Genomic DNA, 12,951 nt, shown 5'->3' with positions numbered 1-12,951 from the left:
GAGTCGCCATGAACGGTTCCACAATTCTTCGCAGCGTGCAGCATTATGTCGGCAAGATCCGCACGATGCGCAACGAGATCCGCACCCAGCGCTTCATGAATTCGCTGCCACCGGACGTCCGCAAGGACATCGGTTGGCCGGATATGTTTGAAGGCCGCCACATCCGCGGCAATTGAAACAATTTCTTGCCCGCATCAATTGGATGCGGGCGTCGCAGCGCCCAGATAACAAATACGGTTGGCACGAGGATGGAGCGAACATATGCCTGAACAGAAGATCATCGGTGTGCTTTTCATCGATCGCTTCGCCGACTGGGAATACGGCCTGTTGGCGGCATCGGCGGTCGAATGGTTCGGCACCCGCGCGGTGTCGCTGACGCCGGACGGCAAGCCGGTCGGCTCGGCCAGCGGCTTTCTACTGACACCCGATCGTTCGGCCAAAGCCGACGAGAACACAGACCTCGATGGGGTTGCGGTCATCGGCTCCGACCGGTGGACCAGCGATGCGTCGCCGGACGTCTCCGGATTGCTGACGGCGGTTGCGACCCGCGGCGGCGTGGTCGGCGGCATCTGCGCCGGCACGCTGGCACTGGCGCGAGCCGGCCTGTTCGACAAGGTCAAACACACCAGCAACGGCCGCGACTGGATCAATGAAAACGAGCCGGGCTACTCCGGCGCCGAGAACTACCAGGATGTGCCGCATGCGGTGGCCGACGGTCGCATCGTTTCAGCGCCTGGTTCGGCGCCGGGCACGTTTGCCCTAGCTTACTTGAAGACGCTCTATCCCGAGAGAAGCGGCGACGTTGCGCAGATGCGGACGCTGTTCGCCAGGGAATATGCTGAAGGCTCCTGACAGTATGGTGTCAGGAGCGGCGTGCCATAGTGTAGCGATGTCAGGAGAGAGATATGGCCTTCATTCCCGCAAAAGCATCGGCATGGTTCGAAATACCCGTAACTGACATGAACCGGGCACGCGCCTTCTACGCTTCGGTGCTGCAGAACGATCTGACGCTCGAGGAGAGCGGTCCAAACCCGATCGCCATGTTCAGTGCCCAGGAACGATTGGCGTCGGGGCATGTCTATCCCGGAAAACCTGCCGCCCCCGGAACCGGGCCGACCATCCATTTGGCGGTCGCGGCACCGATTGAGGGCGCGATGGCACGGGTGACCGAGAATGGCGGCCAGGTCGTCTCGCCGGCGATCTCAATCCCGGCCGGTACATTCGCCTATTGTCTCGACCCGGACGGCAACAGCTTTGGCCTTTTCGTCTAGCGGAACGCATTCATATGGTGAAAAGCTGGAACGACAAGTTGAACACGCCAGGCATTCACGTCGTCAAGCCGACGCCGCGCACGATGTCCGACGTCGTCGAAGGCCAGCCGATGCTGGTGCCGACGGCGCGGCAGGTTCATGAGTTCATCCGCACAATTCCCAAAGGCGTGGACATGGACGTTCGCGCCCTGCGCACCGCGCTCGCCATCGAGCACGGTGCCGAAGTGACATGTCCGGTCACCATCGGCTATCATCTACGCACTGTTGCCGAGGCCGCCAACGAGGATCTCGAGCGCGGCATGACATTGAATGACATCGCGCCATTCTGGCGGGTGCTCGACGCCAACACGCCGACCACCAAGAAATTGTCCTTCGGCACGGCATTCGTTGCCGCGCAGCGCAAGCGCGAAGGCCTAGAACCATAGTGTATGCCGCCCAAAAACGGGAACCGGTTTTGGGGCCACGACATGCATAGAAACAACGCCGAGGGACCATACGATGCGTCGCGCCGACAGGCTCTTCCAGATCGTGCAGCATCTGCGCGGTGGCCGTCTGGTCACCGCCCAGAAATTGGGCACGTGGCTCGAGGTTTCCGAGCGGACCATCTACCGCGACATTGCCGACCTGCAGTCGACCGGGGTGCCGATCGACGGCGAGGCCGGTGTCGGTTACATGATGAGGGAGGGTTTCGACCTTCCACCACTGATGTTTACGCGTGACGAAATCGTGGCGCTGGTCGCCGGCGCCCGCATGGTGCGCGCCTTCGGCGGTGCTGCCATGGCACGGGCGGCCGAGGAGGCGTTGGTCAAGATCGGCGCCGTGCTGCCCGATGCCGAGAAAGACCGTATCGCCCGCACCGAGATCCACACGCCGATGTGGGTGGTGAGCGATGCAGCGCGCGAGGCGATCGACCTGATCGAGCGCGCAGTCGAAAAACGCCAGGTGCTGACCATCGACTATTCCGACGAGGCCGGCCGCGGCACCGCGCGCGATATCCGCCCGCTCGGCCTGTGGTTCTGGGGCAAGGTTTGGACATTGGTCGCCTGGTGCGAGATGCGCGACGATTTCCGCGCCTTCCGCATCGATCGCCTCGCCTCGGTGGTCATCGCCGGCCGCAACTTCAAGCCGGAGCGCGGCAAGCAGCTGACCGACTTCTATCGGGCGGTGGAGCGCTCAGAGGATTACGGCATGGCGCCGGACCGGGCGGCGCGAACCTGAACCGCAGAAATCCCGCCAATAAAAAAGCCCGCTCGAAGCGGGCTTTTTGCTGTGCCGGATCGGCCTGCGGCCGACCGATTCTTACTCTTCTTCGTCCGGATCCGGATTCTTCGACTTCAGCGCCGAAAGCTTGGCGAAGACGGCGTTGGCGTCGAGTTCGGCGTCCTCATCCCTGGGCTTCTCCGGCGTCGGCACCAGCCGTTCGGTCAAGGCCGCCGGCAGCAGCGTGTCGCCAACCGGCTGCGGCTGCTCGCGGCCACGCGAGGCGCGGTTGACTTCCATGTCGAGGTCGATCTGCGAGGCGAGACCAAGCGTCACCGGGTCCATCGGCTGCAGATTGGCAGAATTCCAGTGCTTCCTGTCGCGAATCTGATCGATCGTCGACTTGGTGGTGCCAACCAGGCGCGAGATCTGCGCGTCCTTCAGCTCGGGGTGGTTGCGCACCAGCCAGAGGATGGCGTTGGGCCGATCCTGACGCTTCGACAGCGGCGTGTAGCGCGGACCCTTGCGCTTGGACTCCGGCACCCGCACCTTGGGATCCGACAGCTTCAGCCGCTGGTTCGGGTCCTTCTCGGCGCGCGCGATCTCATCGCGGCTCAGCTGGCCGGTCATGATCGGGTCCATGCCCTTGATGCCTTGCGCCGATTCGCCGTCGGCGATCGCCTTGACCTCGAGCGGATGCAGCCCGCAGAACTGCGCGATCTGCTCGAACGACAGCGCGGTGTTGTCGACCAGCCAAACGGCGGTCGCCTTGGGCATCAGCAGCGTATTGGCCATTGCAAAAATCCTTCTCGTTCGCCCGCGTTCCCGCGCGGGCGGTGGTTTAGAGCCACCAAAATGGGAAATTCGCGGTCTGTATAACCGCTCTCAGGTCAAATCGCAACGGTTTTGGGAGGGCACGCGACAAGGCGGCGACAGCACGGATGTGGGACCGGCCAAAGCCATGGACCCAACGGCTGAAAAGACAAAACCCGCCGGACGGAGTCCAGCGGGTTCGGAACCGGCGACGGCAAAGCGTCTGCTTCGGCTCTGGCTTCTAAAGCATGGTCCGGTCTTGGGGGCGGACCATGCTCTAAATCAGATCGCCTTGCGGGCGATTGCTTCGATGTCGGCGCGGTTGATGCCGAGATCGTGGAGCTGGCGGGCGTTGAGCTTGTTCAGCTCGCGCACGGTTTCGGTGTACATACGCCAGTTGCGGTAAGCGCGGATCGGGTTCATGACATTCCTCCATTTGTTGGATCAAATCGTTTCGATGGCGCTTAGATAGGCATCGCTGCCCACGAATTGAACAGACGCTTTTGCATGGCCGCAATGCAATTGTGCATTGCAGCATTAAGCGTCTGTTCATCTTGTTGGCAGGGGTGAGCGCTGAGGATGTGTCGAGATTCAGGTCAGGCCGAGCCGAGAACGACTGATACCGAGAACCGGCGCGGAGCGTACTTAAGTACGTGAGCACCGGCCTACGCCGGCCGTAGCCTTAGCTGCCACGACCATTCATGAGTGCTTCGGCCGGCGAAGGCCGGAAGCGCAGGTATCAGCTGTTCGCAGGCCGGCCTCACCTGAATATCGGCACATCCTAGCCGACGTCGAGTACGATCTTGCCTATATGCTCGCCTTCCTCCATCCGCTCATGCGCCCGCCAGGCTTCCTTGAGCGGAAAGATCATGTCCATGATTGGCGCTATCCTGCGCGTGCCGAGCAATGGCCAGACCTGGGCTTCTAGCGCAGCAGCCAGCGCAGCCTTGAACTCGACGGTGCGTGGCCGCAGCGCCGAACCGGTATGGGTCAGCCGCTTGACCATGATCTTCGAGAAATCGGCGCTCGCCACCGCCCCGCCTTGAACGGCGATCTGGACGATGCGGCCTTCGATAGCCGCCGCCTCGTAGTTGCGCGCCACATAGTCGCCGCCGACCATGTCGAGAATGACATTGGCGCCCTTGCCGCCGGTTGCCTCCTTGACCGCGGCGACAAAATCCTCCTCGCGATAGTTGATCGCCCGGTCGGCGCCGATCTTCAGGCAGGCATCGCATTTGTCCTTGGAGCCGGCGGTGGTGATGACATAGGCGCCAAAGGCGGACGCCAGCTGGATTGCCGTGGTGCCGATGCCGGACGAGCCACCATGGACGAGCAATGTCTCGCCCTTCTTCAGGCCGCCGCGCTCGAACACATTGTGCCAGACGGTGAAGTAGTTTTCCGGCACCGCCGCCGCTTCCGTGTGGGTGAACCCGGCGGGCAGCGGCAGCACGCTGCCGGCGGGAACCTTGACATATTCCGCATAACCGCCGCCGGGCGTCAGCGCACAGACCCGGTCGCCGACACGCCAACGCGATATCTCATCGCCAAGCGCTGCCACCTCGCCAGATGCCTCGAGGCCCGGCAGGTCCGACGCGCCGGGCGGCGCTGGATAGGCGCCCTTGCGCTGCTGCACATCCGGTCGGTTGACGCCGGCCGCACGCACCCGGATCAGGATTTCGCCTGGACCAGGCATCGGCACGTCGCGCGTTTCCGGCTTCAGCACCTTGGGGCCGCCGGGTTCGGAGATTGCGATGGCCGTCATTTTCGCCGGAATTTTCTGTCCGCTCGCCATGAAATTTCCCGTCTTGCTTCGCCTGCCTATGCCGGCTGTTTGCATCCACGCCCTTGCCCTATGTATGCTGATTGCCAAATCAGGCAAATGGCCAAATCAGGGAGGAGCGACGATGGCGATCTTCGACGACGAACCCAAAAAGAAGCCACGACCGCACGAGATCGGGCAGGATCTGTCGCTGCTTTCGCTCAGCGAACTGTCCGAGCGGATCGGCATCCTGCGCGACGAGATTGCCCGGCTTGAAGCTGAGCTTAAGAGCAAGGACACCACCAAGTCCGCGGCCGAAGCATTGTTTCGCCGCGGATAATTCCGGGGCTGGCGCTAGAGCAATTCCAGGAAAAGTGTGAAACGGTTTTCCCGGGAAAAGCGCGTAGCGCTTTCCCTAGGGAATTGCTTTAAAACAAAGAGATAGAGCGCCGCCGAAAAGCCCGAATACGACTGTCTTCAGACCTGCCCCGTAACCCCAGCCGGATCCAAAAATGTTTGCAACCTACCGACCGATCCTTTCGCTGCTGCGCGGCACCGCCTTCCTGCTGGCGGCATCGGGGCTGCACGGCCTGCTGTTGCCGTTGCGCGGCCAGCTCGAAGGTTTTTCGACGGCATCGCTCGGCCTGATGGGCACGGCCTGGGCTGGCGGCTTCGTCACCGGCTGCTTCTTTGCGCCGCGCATCGTGCGCCGCGCTGGCCATGTCAGGGCCTTTGGTGCCTTTGCCGCGTCGGGCGCGATCGTCGCACTGCTCACCGGCCTAATCATCGACGAATATTTCTGGATCCTGCTGCGCGCCTTCACCGGCTTCACCATGGCCGGCGCCTTCATGGTCATCGAAAGCTGGCTGAACGAGAAGGCCACCAACGAGAATCGCGGCACCGTCTTCGGCCTTTACATGATGGTCACCTACGCCTCGATCATGGGCGGCCAGATGATCGTTGCCGGCGGCGACGTGAAATCGGCGTCGCTGTTCATGATCACCGGCATCCTGTTTTGCCTGTCGCTCATTCCAACCGCCGTCTCGACGGCTTCGCACCCCAAGCCGCTGCAGGACGTCTCACTCGACGTCAAAGGCCTTTATAAAAATTCGCCGGTGTCGGCGATCGCCTGCCTGTTGATCGGCATCGCCAACGGCGCCTGGGGCACGCTGGGCGCCGTCTACGGCGCCCGCATCGGCATTTCCACGGCCGAGATCGCGCTGATGATGAGCCTGGTCGTCGTCGCGGGTGCGGCCATGCAGCTTCCAGCGGGGCGTCTGTCCGACAAGACCGACCGCCGCTTCGTGCTGGCGGGCGCGGCTTTCGGCGCGGCGCTGTTTGCCCTCGCCATCTTCCTGTTCGAACCGCGCTCCGCCGTCTTCGTCCTGGTCTTCACCGGCGCCTATGGCGCCTTCGCCTACACGCTCTATTCGATCGCCGTGGCGCATGCCAACGACCACGCCCGCTCCGAGGATTTCGTCAAAGTGTCGGGTGGCCTGCTGCTGCTCTATGGCTTCGGCACCATGATCGGTCCACTGCTGGCCGCTGGCCTGATGGGCTGGATGCGTCCCGAGGGCCTGTTCCTGGCGACCGCGCTCGCCCATCTCAGTCTGGCGGGCTACACGCTGCTGCGCATCAGCCGCCGCGCGCCGGTGCCGATCGAAAACCGCGATGCGTTCAAGACACAACCGGCCGATCGCTCGGTCACGCCGGAAGCATTGCGGCTCGACCCGCGCAGAAAAGATGAAACCAATGGTTGAGATTCGGAAAACTTTGCCTCACAAATGAGGCATGATCTTTTCCGACGCCTTCCTGGCGATTGCCGATCCCAATCGGCGCCATCTTCTCGAAGAGCTCCGGCGCGGGCCGAAGACAGTCAATGAACTGGCTGCCGGACTGCCGGTGTCGCGCCCGGCCGTTTCGCAACATCTCAAGGTGCTGCTCGAGGCCGGACTGGTCAACGCCAAGGCCGAAGGCACGCGACGCGTCTATACAGTCAGCACTGCCGGCTTCCTGAAACTCAACATCTGGCTCGACCAGTTCTGGGAAGCCGAGCAGCTTGGAACGCCGGGAAGCTGAGGCGTCGAGCCGCTGTCAGCCCTCGGCGGCCAGTGCTGCGCCCAGCATATCGAGCAGCACGCCTGTGCCATGTTCGCGGGTCGCAGATTTGTCATGGCCGTCGAGAAAGGCGCCTTGCTCGGTCAAGACCAGCCGCGTGCCTTTGCCCTCCGGGCGAAGTTCGATCGTTGCCAGCGACACCGAGATCCGAACCTCGCCAAACAGCATGTCGTAGCTGTAGACGATTCGCTCATTCGGCACGATGTCCTGGTAGACGGCGTTGTAGACATGGATCGGCCCGTCCTTCGGCCCGCCGGCATTGATCTCCCTGCCGCCGACGCGGAAGTCCATCTCGTGCCTGCTGGGGTTCGGACTGTCCGGGTCGGCAAACCAGCGTCGCTTGGCGGCCGGATTGCTGAGCGCGAAATAGACCTTCGCCGGCGCTGCCGGATAGAAGCGCTCGATGACGAAGGTGGAATGGACGACGGATCGTTCGATCATGCTGGACTCCTCTAGGTCTCGTCGATTTCGTCTTTGGCCTGCGCCAGGAAGTCGCCCAGCCGGTCAAGCCGGCTCTCCCAGGTCAGGCGCCGCTCGTTGATCCAGTGCTCGGCGCTCCGCAGCGCCTTCGGTTCGATCTGGCAGGTGCGCACCCGGCCGAGTTTCTCCGTGCGCACGAGGCCGCTTGCCTCGAGCACATTGAGGTGCTGGACGACCGCCGACAGCGACATCGCCAGCGGCTCGGCCAGCTGGCTGACCGAAGCGGGTCCCCGCGACAGCCGCTCGACCATGCTGCGCCGCGCCGGGTCGGCAAGCGCCTGGAACATCAGGTCGAGCTGGGCGGGATCGTGCAGCATCGGCGTTCGCCTCAACCGTTATTGTAGGGAAAGAGTTTGAAGTAAGGCTGCGCTTCCTCGATGACGCGGGCGACCGACGGGCGCTGCAGCAACCGGTCGTGATAGCGCCTCACAGCCGGGTATTTGTCACCCAGCGGCTCCACCTTGTTGGCGTAGAACAATGCCGGCGCCGCAGCGCAGTCGGCCATGGTGAAGGCCTCGCCGGTCGCCCAGGTCCTCGATTGCATCTCCTGCTCGATGATGGCGTAGGCATTGCGCAATTGCGCGCGCGCCTCCTCGACCCCGAACGGGTCGGTCTTGTCCTGCGGCCGCAGCCTGTCGGCGACGATCTTCTGCATCGGCGCCTGCACGTAGAAATCGTAGAAACGATCGGCCTGACGAACTGCCAGCGCCAGGTCGATGTCGGCGGGAACGAGGTCGACCGGACCGGGATAGTGCGCGGCCAGATATTCGATGACGATGGTCGATTCCAGCACCGTGCGGTCGCGCGCATCGTCGCGCAGCGCCGGCATCTTGCCGGTCGGCGATATCCTCAGGAAGGCCGCGCGTGATTGCTCGTCGCCGAGATCGACGATCAGGGCGGCGAACGGCGTGCCGTTCTCGTAAAGCGCGATCAGCGGCTTCCAGCAGAAGGACGCCAGCGGATGGAGATGCATCATCAGGGACATTGTCTTGCTCGTCTCTTTTCGTGGTTTGCAGATCTGGCCTTGCTTAGGCGGCAGAGCTTAACACTGAAGCATTTACTTAACTATTGCCGCGGCCATTTGGTGTCAAGGTCCGGCTCGGGCACTTATCTGGCTTGAGTGTGGGCGACGATAGCAGCGACGATCGTTGTCCAATCCTGCGGATGCAGTTCGTGGCCGCCGCCTTCGATGCGGATAAGCTGTCCGTCGGGCACGGCTTCGGCAAGGGCTGCGCCATGCTCGACCGGAAAGATCGGATCTGACGTCCCGTGGAGGACGAGAAGCGGAGTCCTGATCTCGTGCAGGCGTCCTTTCCAGTCCTCGCCGCCTTTCAGCATGAAATGATTGGTGGCGCTCAAAAACCCGCTGGATCGGTCGTAGTCCTGTTCGACGAACGCCCTCATCCGCGTCTCGTCGAACGGATGCGCGGTGCTGGCGATCGCGCGTGCGTCCTTGACGATGAAGCCGACCACCTGGTCGCGGTTCGACCAGTCGACATCGGCGCCTGCGGCCGAGTGCTCGATATAAGCCTCGGTCGTCCCAGGCAGATGCGACGTGTCGATCCCCACCGGCGAACTGCTGATCACCGTCAGCGAGATGACACGCGAAGGATGCTTCAACGCCACAAACTGCGCGATCATGCCGCCCATCGACATGCCGACCACATGCGCGCTTTGGATGCCATGATTGTCGAGAACACGAATGGCATCGTCGGCCATGTCATCGAATGTGTAGGGCGGCGCGCCGGGCGCATATTTGGTCGACAGGCCGGTATCGCGGTTGTCATAGCGGATCACGAAACGACCTTCGCCGGCGAGCTTTCGGCAAAACGCCTCCGGCCACCACAGCATCGAGGCCATGGCGCCCATGATCAGCAGCAGCGCCGGATGTGCGGGGTCGCCAAACGTCTGCGACGCGATCTCGGGTGCTTCAGTCTTTGTCATGGGGATCTCCTCTCCGCATCTCAAACTGATTGCATTTTGCAATCGGTTGCACGATAATAAAACCGATACGATAATGCAACCAGTTTTTTCTGGAGAGTCGCATGAGCCTCGATCACCGGTCCGGATGCCCGATCAATCTGTCGCTCGAGGTGTTTGGCGACCGCTGGAGCCTGATCATCCTTCGTGACATGATTTTTGGCGGCAGACGCCATTTTCGCGAACTGCTCAACGGCTCAATGGAAGGCATCGCCTCAAACATCCTCGCCGACCGGCTGAAGCGGCTGATGGAATTGGGCATGCTGACCAAGGCCGACGATCCCAGCCACAAGCAGAAGGCGATCTACAGCCTGACCGAAATGGCGATAACGCTGGTGCCGATCCTGGCCCATCTCGGCGCCTGGGGCCGTATCTGGCTGCCGGTCAGCGAGGAACTCTCGATCCGCGCCGAGCTACTGGAAAAAGGCGGCCCGCCACTATGGGAACGGTTCATGGATGAGTTGCGCCACGACCATCTGGGGGCGCCTCTCAAGGCGTCGGCCAGCCCTACTGTCCGCGCCACCTTGCAGGCCGCATACGAGGCCGTGGTCGCCCGCAAGGCGCAGGCGGCTGGGCGTCAACCGGGCTCCTGACCAACTTATTTTGCTATTTGCAGGCCGGCTCTGCTATCAAGTGACTGAAAATCATAATTTACGGGATTGGAAAACGCACTTGGTTGAGAACTCTAAGGACACTGCCCGCGCGCGGGCCGATTCGCGTTTCAAGAAGCAGGAAGAAGCAGCCACGGTCCGCCAGAAGGCGATGGCGGAATATGTCGCCGAGAGCGATGCCCGCCAGGCCAAGACCAATAAGCTGAGGGCGCTGCGCCTCGCCAAGGAAGCCGAAGACCTCGCCAATGCGCCTGCGGCCCCGGTGAAGAAGCCGTCGCGCGCCAAGAAAAAAATCGCCTAGAAACCCCCGTCTTCTACAGCAGGCCTGGAAGCAGGCGCACGGCAACGCCATATCAGGACGGTGCCCGCCAACGGCATGGTCCAGAATGCCATCGGCCTCCACTACGCCTTTTCACGCGAAGCAATTTCAACTGCAACCGGGATTTCATTCCTCCCGCTCCCGGTCAATGAATCGCGTGTTCCAACAGGAGACTGCCATGACCGCCCTGACGCTCGACAAAGCCAAGCAAATCATTGACGCCGCCTTTGCCAAGGGTGCCGAATTGAAGTTCAGGCCGTTGGGTGTCTCAGTGCTCGACGCCGGCGCTCATCTGGTCGCCTTCCAGCGTCAGGACGGCGCCTCGTTCCTGCGCCCGCAAATGTCGGCCGGCAAGGCCTATGGCGCGCTCGCCATCGGCATGGGCTCGCGCCGCGTCGAGGCTTTCGCCAAGGAACGCCCACACCTGGTCGCCGGCATCTCCGACGTGTCGGGCGGACGCGTCCTGCCGGTGGTCGGCGGCGTGCTGATCCGCGACAAGGCGGGCGTCGTCATCGGCGCGGTCGGCATTTCCGGCGACACGTCGGACAATGACGAGGCCGCCGCCATCGCCGGCATCGAGGCCGCTGGTTTCACAGCCGACCCGGGTTGAGCTTGCAGGATCGCAGCCTAGTTCAGGTTGATATCCCTGCTGGCTGACCGCATCGAGACGGAGAAGCCGGCAAGCACGTCGAACAGCGCGATGAGCATCAGCGTGAAGAAGACGGAGTGCGCCGCGCCCTTCACCAACAGGAATTCGACCAGGAAGGCGACGAAGACCAGCGTCGACAAGAGATGGTCCATGATCGAGGCGTTTGTGGTGCGCACCGACTTCACCATTTCGAGGAACAGGAAGACCAGCCCAATCAGCACCATCAGGTCGCCGAGCGTCATCGAGAACACCCCGCCCGACATCATCTTGAACGAGAAGATTTCACTCGCCCACGGATCGTCGCCGCTGCCGAATATCCCTAAAAGCCCGAGATTGTAGAGCACGAAAGGCACGATCAGCAGCGGAATGGCACCGAACATCGGACGGCTCCGGATTGGACTGCCTTCTGTAGTATGCGCCCGGCGCCCGCCGTCAAGAATTTTCGTAAACAACCGCAAACACGGAAAAAAACCGCGCGAAACAACGATGTCACTGAACCCGGCCGGCATCCGGCGGAGCTGCCCGGACGCTCCAGCCCCATTCAGTTCGGCGACCGGCTGCCAGACACAAAAAGACCGGCCACTGGCCGGTCCTTTTAGAACTCAAACCTTCGGAAAAGCTGGTCTCAGCTTTCCTTGGGCGTCAACACCTGGCGACCGCGATACATGCCGGTCTTCAGGTCGATATGGTGCGGACGGCGCATTTCGCCGGAATTCTTGTCCTCGACATAGGTCGGGGCCTTGAGGGCGTCGGCCGAGCGGCGCATGCCGCGCTTGGACGGAGAGGTTTTACGTTTCGGAACGGCCATGGATATGCTCCATTACATGGTCAAAAAGCCCCGCCCGCCCTCGTGAAAGGGCCGTGTCAGGGGCCGAAATCTGAAGAAGTCGGGTGCCTATACACGCCTGATGTGGTTTTGGCCAGCACTGTGCCGAATTTTTTTGAAGCCGCCAGACTTTTGAAGCCGCAAGTCTATTGAAGACAGCCGACATAGGCGCCGGACCTTCCGGCGCGCCGCTCGATCAGCGCCGCCAGCCGTCTCAGCCCTGGTCCGGGCTTGGCCGGGTTGCGGGTGATCGGGTTGGGCAGGCTGACGGCCAGCAGCGCCGCCTGGCGCCGTGTCAGCCGTTTTGCCGAGACGCCGAAATGATGCTGGGCGGCGGCTTCGATGCCATAGATGCCCGGTCCCCACTCGGCGATGTTGAGATAGATTTCCATGATCCGCCGTTTTGACAGCACCGCGTCGAAATAGACCGCCAGCGGCAGTTCGACGATTTTGCGCACCGAGCCAAGCGGCCGCGACCACAGATAGAGGTTCTTCACCGTCTGCATGGTGATGGTCGAGGCGCCGCGCGTCATCTCGCCGGCCAACGCATCGTCGACGACCCCGCGCAACTCGCCAAGATCGACGCCGCGATGGAAACAGAACTGCCCGTCCTCCGACATGATCACCGAATTGGCCAGCACCGGCGCCACATCGTCGATCGAAACCCAGCGCCGGTCGTAGCCGGAAAACGTCGCCAGATCCTTCAGCATCAATGTCGACACCGGATGCACGAAGGACGGCATGTAGAGAAAAGTCAGCACCGTCGGGATCAGCGCCAGTACGGCAGCCACGACAATGCCGCGCCGGACCCAGCGTTTGAGACCGATGCGGTTGCCGCCTTTCGGTCTCGCCGCCATGTCCAGCCCTTCGGTTTCTTGATCGACGATCGGTTCCGCCAAGCCGCCCAACCCGTGCTACACCCCTG

At 62.4% G+C, this 12,951-nt stretch carries 21 protein-coding genes; 11 read left to right on the top strand and 10 right to left on the bottom strand.

Going from position 1 to position 12,951, the window contains the following annotated elements; genetic code table 11:
• Positions 1-8: 8 nt before the first annotated feature.
• The 5 genes from AC1DXU_RS24180 (at position 9) to AC1DXU_RS24160 (ending at position 2,489) form a co-directional block, all read left to right on the top strand.
• A complete protein-coding gene (locus AC1DXU_RS24180) occupies positions 9-176 on the top strand; it encodes a hypothetical protein (RefSeq protein WP_477246300.1) in 168 nt (55 codons plus the stop codon).
• An 85-nt stretch (positions 177-261) separates the two neighbouring features.
• Positions 262-852 (top strand): DJ-1/PfpI family protein, encoded by a 591-nt coding sequence (locus tag AC1DXU_RS24175; RefSeq protein ID WP_477373038.1) that lies wholly within the window; start codon positions 262-264, stop codon positions 850-852.
• A 53-nt stretch (positions 853-905) separates the two neighbouring features.
• A complete protein-coding gene (locus AC1DXU_RS24170) occupies positions 906-1,271 on the top strand; it encodes a VOC family protein (protein WP_477373036.1) in 366 nt (121 codons plus the stop codon).
• 14 nt (positions 1,272-1,285) lie between these two features.
• Positions 1,286-1,696, top strand: coding sequence for a hypothetical protein (locus AC1DXU_RS24165; protein WP_477373034.1), 411 nt, complete (start codon positions 1,286-1,288; stop codon positions 1,694-1,696).
• A 73-nt stretch (positions 1,697-1,769) separates the two neighbouring features.
• On the top strand, positions 1,770-2,489 hold the full coding sequence (locus tag AC1DXU_RS24160) for a helix-turn-helix transcriptional regulator (protein WP_477246294.1): 720 nt from the start codon (positions 1,770-1,772) through the stop codon (positions 2,487-2,489).
• Between the two features lie 81 nt (positions 2,490-2,570).
• Here the strand turns inward: AC1DXU_RS24160 and AC1DXU_RS24155 are convergent, their stop codons facing one another.
• The 3 genes from AC1DXU_RS24155 to AC1DXU_RS24145 all read right to left on the bottom strand — a co-directional run bounded on the left by AC1DXU_RS24155 (position 2,571) and on the right by AC1DXU_RS24145 (position 5,076).
• Positions 2,571-3,266, bottom strand: a complete 696-nt coding sequence (locus AC1DXU_RS24155; RefSeq protein ID WP_477373032.1) for a DUF1013 domain-containing protein — start codon at positions 3,264-3,266, stop codon at positions 2,571-2,573.
• A gap of 300 nt (positions 3,267-3,566) precedes the next feature.
• A complete protein-coding gene (locus AC1DXU_RS24150; RefSeq protein ID WP_477317903.1) occupies positions 3,567-3,707 on the bottom strand; it encodes a DUF1127 domain-containing protein in 141 nt (46 codons plus the stop codon).
• A 358-nt stretch (positions 3,708-4,065) separates the two neighbouring features.
• Positions 4,066-5,076 carry an NAD(P)H-quinone oxidoreductase gene (locus AC1DXU_RS24145; RefSeq protein ID WP_477373030.1) on the bottom strand — a complete coding sequence of 337 codons (1,011 nt, stop codon included), beginning with the start codon at positions 5,074-5,076 and terminating at the stop codon, positions 4,066-4,068.
• Between the two features lie 112 nt (positions 5,077-5,188).
• Between AC1DXU_RS24145 and AC1DXU_RS24140 the strand changes: the two genes are divergently transcribed.
• The 3 genes from AC1DXU_RS24140 to AC1DXU_RS24130 all read left to right on the top strand — a co-directional run bounded on the left by AC1DXU_RS24140 (position 5,189) and on the right by AC1DXU_RS24130 (position 7,122).
• Positions 5,189-5,383 (top strand): DUF1192 domain-containing protein, encoded by a 195-nt coding sequence (locus AC1DXU_RS24140; protein WP_477373492.1) that lies wholly within the window; start codon positions 5,189-5,191, stop codon positions 5,381-5,383.
• Between the two features lie 172 nt (positions 5,384-5,555).
• Entirely contained in the window at positions 5,556-6,803 is a 1,248-nt protein-coding gene (locus AC1DXU_RS24135; protein WP_477373029.1) for an MFS transporter, read from the top strand.
• Positions 6,804-6,834: 31 nt separating this feature from the next.
• Positions 6,835-7,122: an ArsR/SmtB family transcription factor gene (locus AC1DXU_RS24130; RefSeq protein WP_477317898.1), complete on the top strand. Its 288-nt coding sequence runs from the start codon at positions 6,835-6,837 to the stop codon at positions 7,120-7,122.
• 15 nt (positions 7,123-7,137) lie between these two features.
• On the opposite strand, the gene AC1DXU_RS24125 is transcribed toward AC1DXU_RS24130, so the two are convergent.
• The 4 genes from AC1DXU_RS24125 to AC1DXU_RS24110 all read right to left on the bottom strand — a co-directional run bounded on the left by AC1DXU_RS24125 (position 7,138) and on the right by AC1DXU_RS24110 (position 9,585).
• Positions 7,138-7,602 carry an SRPBCC family protein gene (locus AC1DXU_RS24125; RefSeq protein ID WP_477373027.1) on the bottom strand — a complete coding sequence of 155 codons (465 nt, stop codon included), beginning with the start codon at positions 7,600-7,602 and terminating at the stop codon, positions 7,138-7,140.
• Positions 7,603-7,613: 11 nt separating this feature from the next.
• Positions 7,614-7,958 carry an ArsR/SmtB family transcription factor gene (locus AC1DXU_RS24120; protein ID WP_477373025.1) on the bottom strand — a complete coding sequence of 115 codons (345 nt, stop codon included), beginning with the start codon at positions 7,956-7,958 and terminating at the stop codon, positions 7,614-7,616.
• An 11-nt stretch (positions 7,959-7,969) separates the two neighbouring features.
• The gene (locus AC1DXU_RS24115; protein WP_477373023.1) at positions 7,970-8,626 is read right to left on the bottom strand and encodes a glutathione S-transferase family protein; all 657 of its coding nucleotides are present in this window, start codon (positions 8,624-8,626) and stop codon (positions 7,970-7,972) included.
• Positions 8,627-8,748: 122 nt separating this feature from the next.
• Complete coding sequence (locus tag AC1DXU_RS24110) at positions 8,749-9,585, bottom strand: alpha/beta fold hydrolase (RefSeq protein ID WP_477373021.1); 837 nt, start codon at positions 9,583-9,585, stop codon at positions 8,749-8,751.
• Between the two features lie 101 nt (positions 9,586-9,686).
• Here AC1DXU_RS24110 and AC1DXU_RS24105 point away from each other — a divergent pair, with 101 nt between their 5' ends.
• The 3 genes from AC1DXU_RS24105 to AC1DXU_RS24095 all read left to right on the top strand — a co-directional run bounded on the left by AC1DXU_RS24105 (position 9,687) and on the right by AC1DXU_RS24095 (position 11,161).
• The gene (locus tag AC1DXU_RS24105; protein ID WP_477373019.1) at positions 9,687-10,214 is read left to right on the top strand and encodes a winged helix-turn-helix transcriptional regulator; all 528 of its coding nucleotides are present in this window, start codon (positions 9,687-9,689) and stop codon (positions 10,212-10,214) included.
• Between the two features lie 79 nt (positions 10,215-10,293).
• Positions 10,294-10,533 (top strand): hypothetical protein, encoded by a 240-nt coding sequence (locus tag AC1DXU_RS24100; RefSeq protein ID WP_477373017.1) that lies wholly within the window; start codon positions 10,294-10,296, stop codon positions 10,531-10,533.
• A 196-nt stretch (positions 10,534-10,729) separates the two neighbouring features.
• Positions 10,730-11,161 carry a GlcG/HbpS family heme-binding protein gene (locus AC1DXU_RS24095; RefSeq protein WP_477317886.1) on the top strand — a complete coding sequence of 144 codons (432 nt, stop codon included), beginning with the start codon at positions 10,730-10,732 and terminating at the stop codon, positions 11,159-11,161.
• Between the two features lie 17 nt (positions 11,162-11,178).
• On the opposite strand, the gene AC1DXU_RS24090 is transcribed toward AC1DXU_RS24095, so the two are convergent.
• The 3 genes from AC1DXU_RS24090 to AC1DXU_RS24080 all read right to left on the bottom strand — a co-directional run bounded on the left by AC1DXU_RS24090 (position 11,179) and on the right by AC1DXU_RS24080 (position 12,934).
• Positions 11,179-11,580: a hypothetical protein gene (locus tag AC1DXU_RS24090; protein WP_477246266.1), complete on the bottom strand. Its 402-nt coding sequence runs from the start codon at positions 11,578-11,580 to the stop codon at positions 11,179-11,181.
• Positions 11,581-11,825: 245 nt separating this feature from the next.
• Complete coding sequence (gene rpmF, locus AC1DXU_RS24085) at positions 11,826-12,008, bottom strand: 50S ribosomal protein L32 (RefSeq protein WP_008834724.1); 183 nt, start codon at positions 12,006-12,008, stop codon at positions 11,826-11,828.
• Positions 12,009-12,172: 164 nt separating this feature from the next.
• A complete protein-coding gene (locus AC1DXU_RS24080) occupies positions 12,173-12,934 on the bottom strand; it encodes a biosynthetic peptidoglycan transglycosylase (RefSeq protein WP_477373015.1) in 762 nt (253 codons plus the stop codon).
• Between the last annotated feature and the right edge of the window lie 17 nt (positions 12,935-12,951).

The sequence above is a fragment of the Mesorhizobium sp. P3_A10 genome, assembly GCF_056403175.1.
The sequence above is the reverse complement of the archived record's forward strand: the minus strand, read 5'-3'. Positions and strand labels throughout refer to the sequence as shown.

What these genes read in the sequence shown, in the direction of transcription:
- AC1DXU_RS24095 (WP_477317886.1), top strand. Translation starts at nt 10,730, where the DNA reads ATGACCGCCCTGACGCTCGACAAAGCCAAGCAAATCATTGACGCCGCC.
- AC1DXU_RS24160 (WP_477246294.1), top strand. Translation starts at nt 1,770, where the DNA reads ATGCGTCGCGCCGACAGGCTCTTCCAGATCGTGCAGCATCTGCGCGGT.
- AC1DXU_RS24110 (WP_477373021.1), bottom strand. Translation starts at nt 9,585, where the DNA reads ATGACAAAGACTGAAGCACCCGAGATCGCGTCGCAGACGTTTGGCGAC.
- AC1DXU_RS24180 (WP_477246300.1), top strand. Translation starts at nt 9, where the DNA reads ATGAACGGTTCCACAATTCTTCGCAGCGTGCAGCATTATGTCGGCAAG.
- AC1DXU_RS24145 (WP_477373030.1), bottom strand. Translation starts at nt 5,076, where the DNA reads ATGGCGAGCGGACAGAAAATTCCGGCGAAAATGACGGCCATCGCAATC.
- AC1DXU_RS24155 (WP_477373032.1), bottom strand. Translation starts at nt 3,266, where the DNA reads ATGGCCAATACGCTGCTGATGCCCAAGGCGACCGCCGTTTGGCTGGTC.
- AC1DXU_RS24090 (WP_477246266.1), bottom strand. Translation starts at nt 11,580, where the DNA reads ATGTTCGGTGCCATTCCGCTGCTGATCGTGCCTTTCGTGCTCTACAAT.
- AC1DXU_RS24105 (WP_477373019.1), top strand. Translation starts at nt 9,687, where the DNA reads ATGAGCCTCGATCACCGGTCCGGATGCCCGATCAATCTGTCGCTCGAG.
- AC1DXU_RS24170 (WP_477373036.1), top strand. Translation starts at nt 906, where the DNA reads ATGGCCTTCATTCCCGCAAAAGCATCGGCATGGTTCGAAATACCCGTA.
- AC1DXU_RS24135 (WP_477373029.1), top strand. Translation starts at nt 5,556, where the DNA reads ATGTTTGCAACCTACCGACCGATCCTTTCGCTGCTGCGCGGCACCGCC.
- AC1DXU_RS24140 (WP_477373492.1), top strand. Translation starts at nt 5,189, where the DNA reads ATGGCGATCTTCGACGACGAACCCAAAAAGAAGCCACGACCGCACGAG.
- rpmF (WP_008834724.1), bottom strand. Translation starts at nt 12,008, where the DNA reads ATGGCCGTTCCGAAACGTAAAACCTCTCCGTCCAAGCGCGGCATGCGC.
- AC1DXU_RS24120 (WP_477373025.1), bottom strand. Translation starts at nt 7,958, where the DNA reads ATGCTGCACGATCCCGCCCAGCTCGACCTGATGTTCCAGGCGCTTGCC.
- AC1DXU_RS24175 (WP_477373038.1), top strand. Translation starts at nt 262, where the DNA reads ATGCCTGAACAGAAGATCATCGGTGTGCTTTTCATCGATCGCTTCGCC.
- AC1DXU_RS24125 (WP_477373027.1), bottom strand. Translation starts at nt 7,602, where the DNA reads ATGATCGAACGATCCGTCGTCCATTCCACCTTCGTCATCGAGCGCTTC.
- AC1DXU_RS24115 (WP_477373023.1), bottom strand. Translation starts at nt 8,626, where the DNA reads ATGTCCCTGATGATGCATCTCCATCCGCTGGCGTCCTTCTGCTGGAAG.
- AC1DXU_RS24130 (WP_477317898.1), top strand. Translation starts at nt 6,835, where the DNA reads ATGATCTTTTCCGACGCCTTCCTGGCGATTGCCGATCCCAATCGGCGC.
- AC1DXU_RS24165 (WP_477373034.1), top strand. Translation starts at nt 1,286, where the DNA reads ATGGTGAAAAGCTGGAACGACAAGTTGAACACGCCAGGCATTCACGTC.
- AC1DXU_RS24150 (WP_477317903.1), bottom strand. Translation starts at nt 3,707, where the DNA reads ATGAACCCGATCCGCGCTTACCGCAACTGGCGTATGTACACCGAAACC.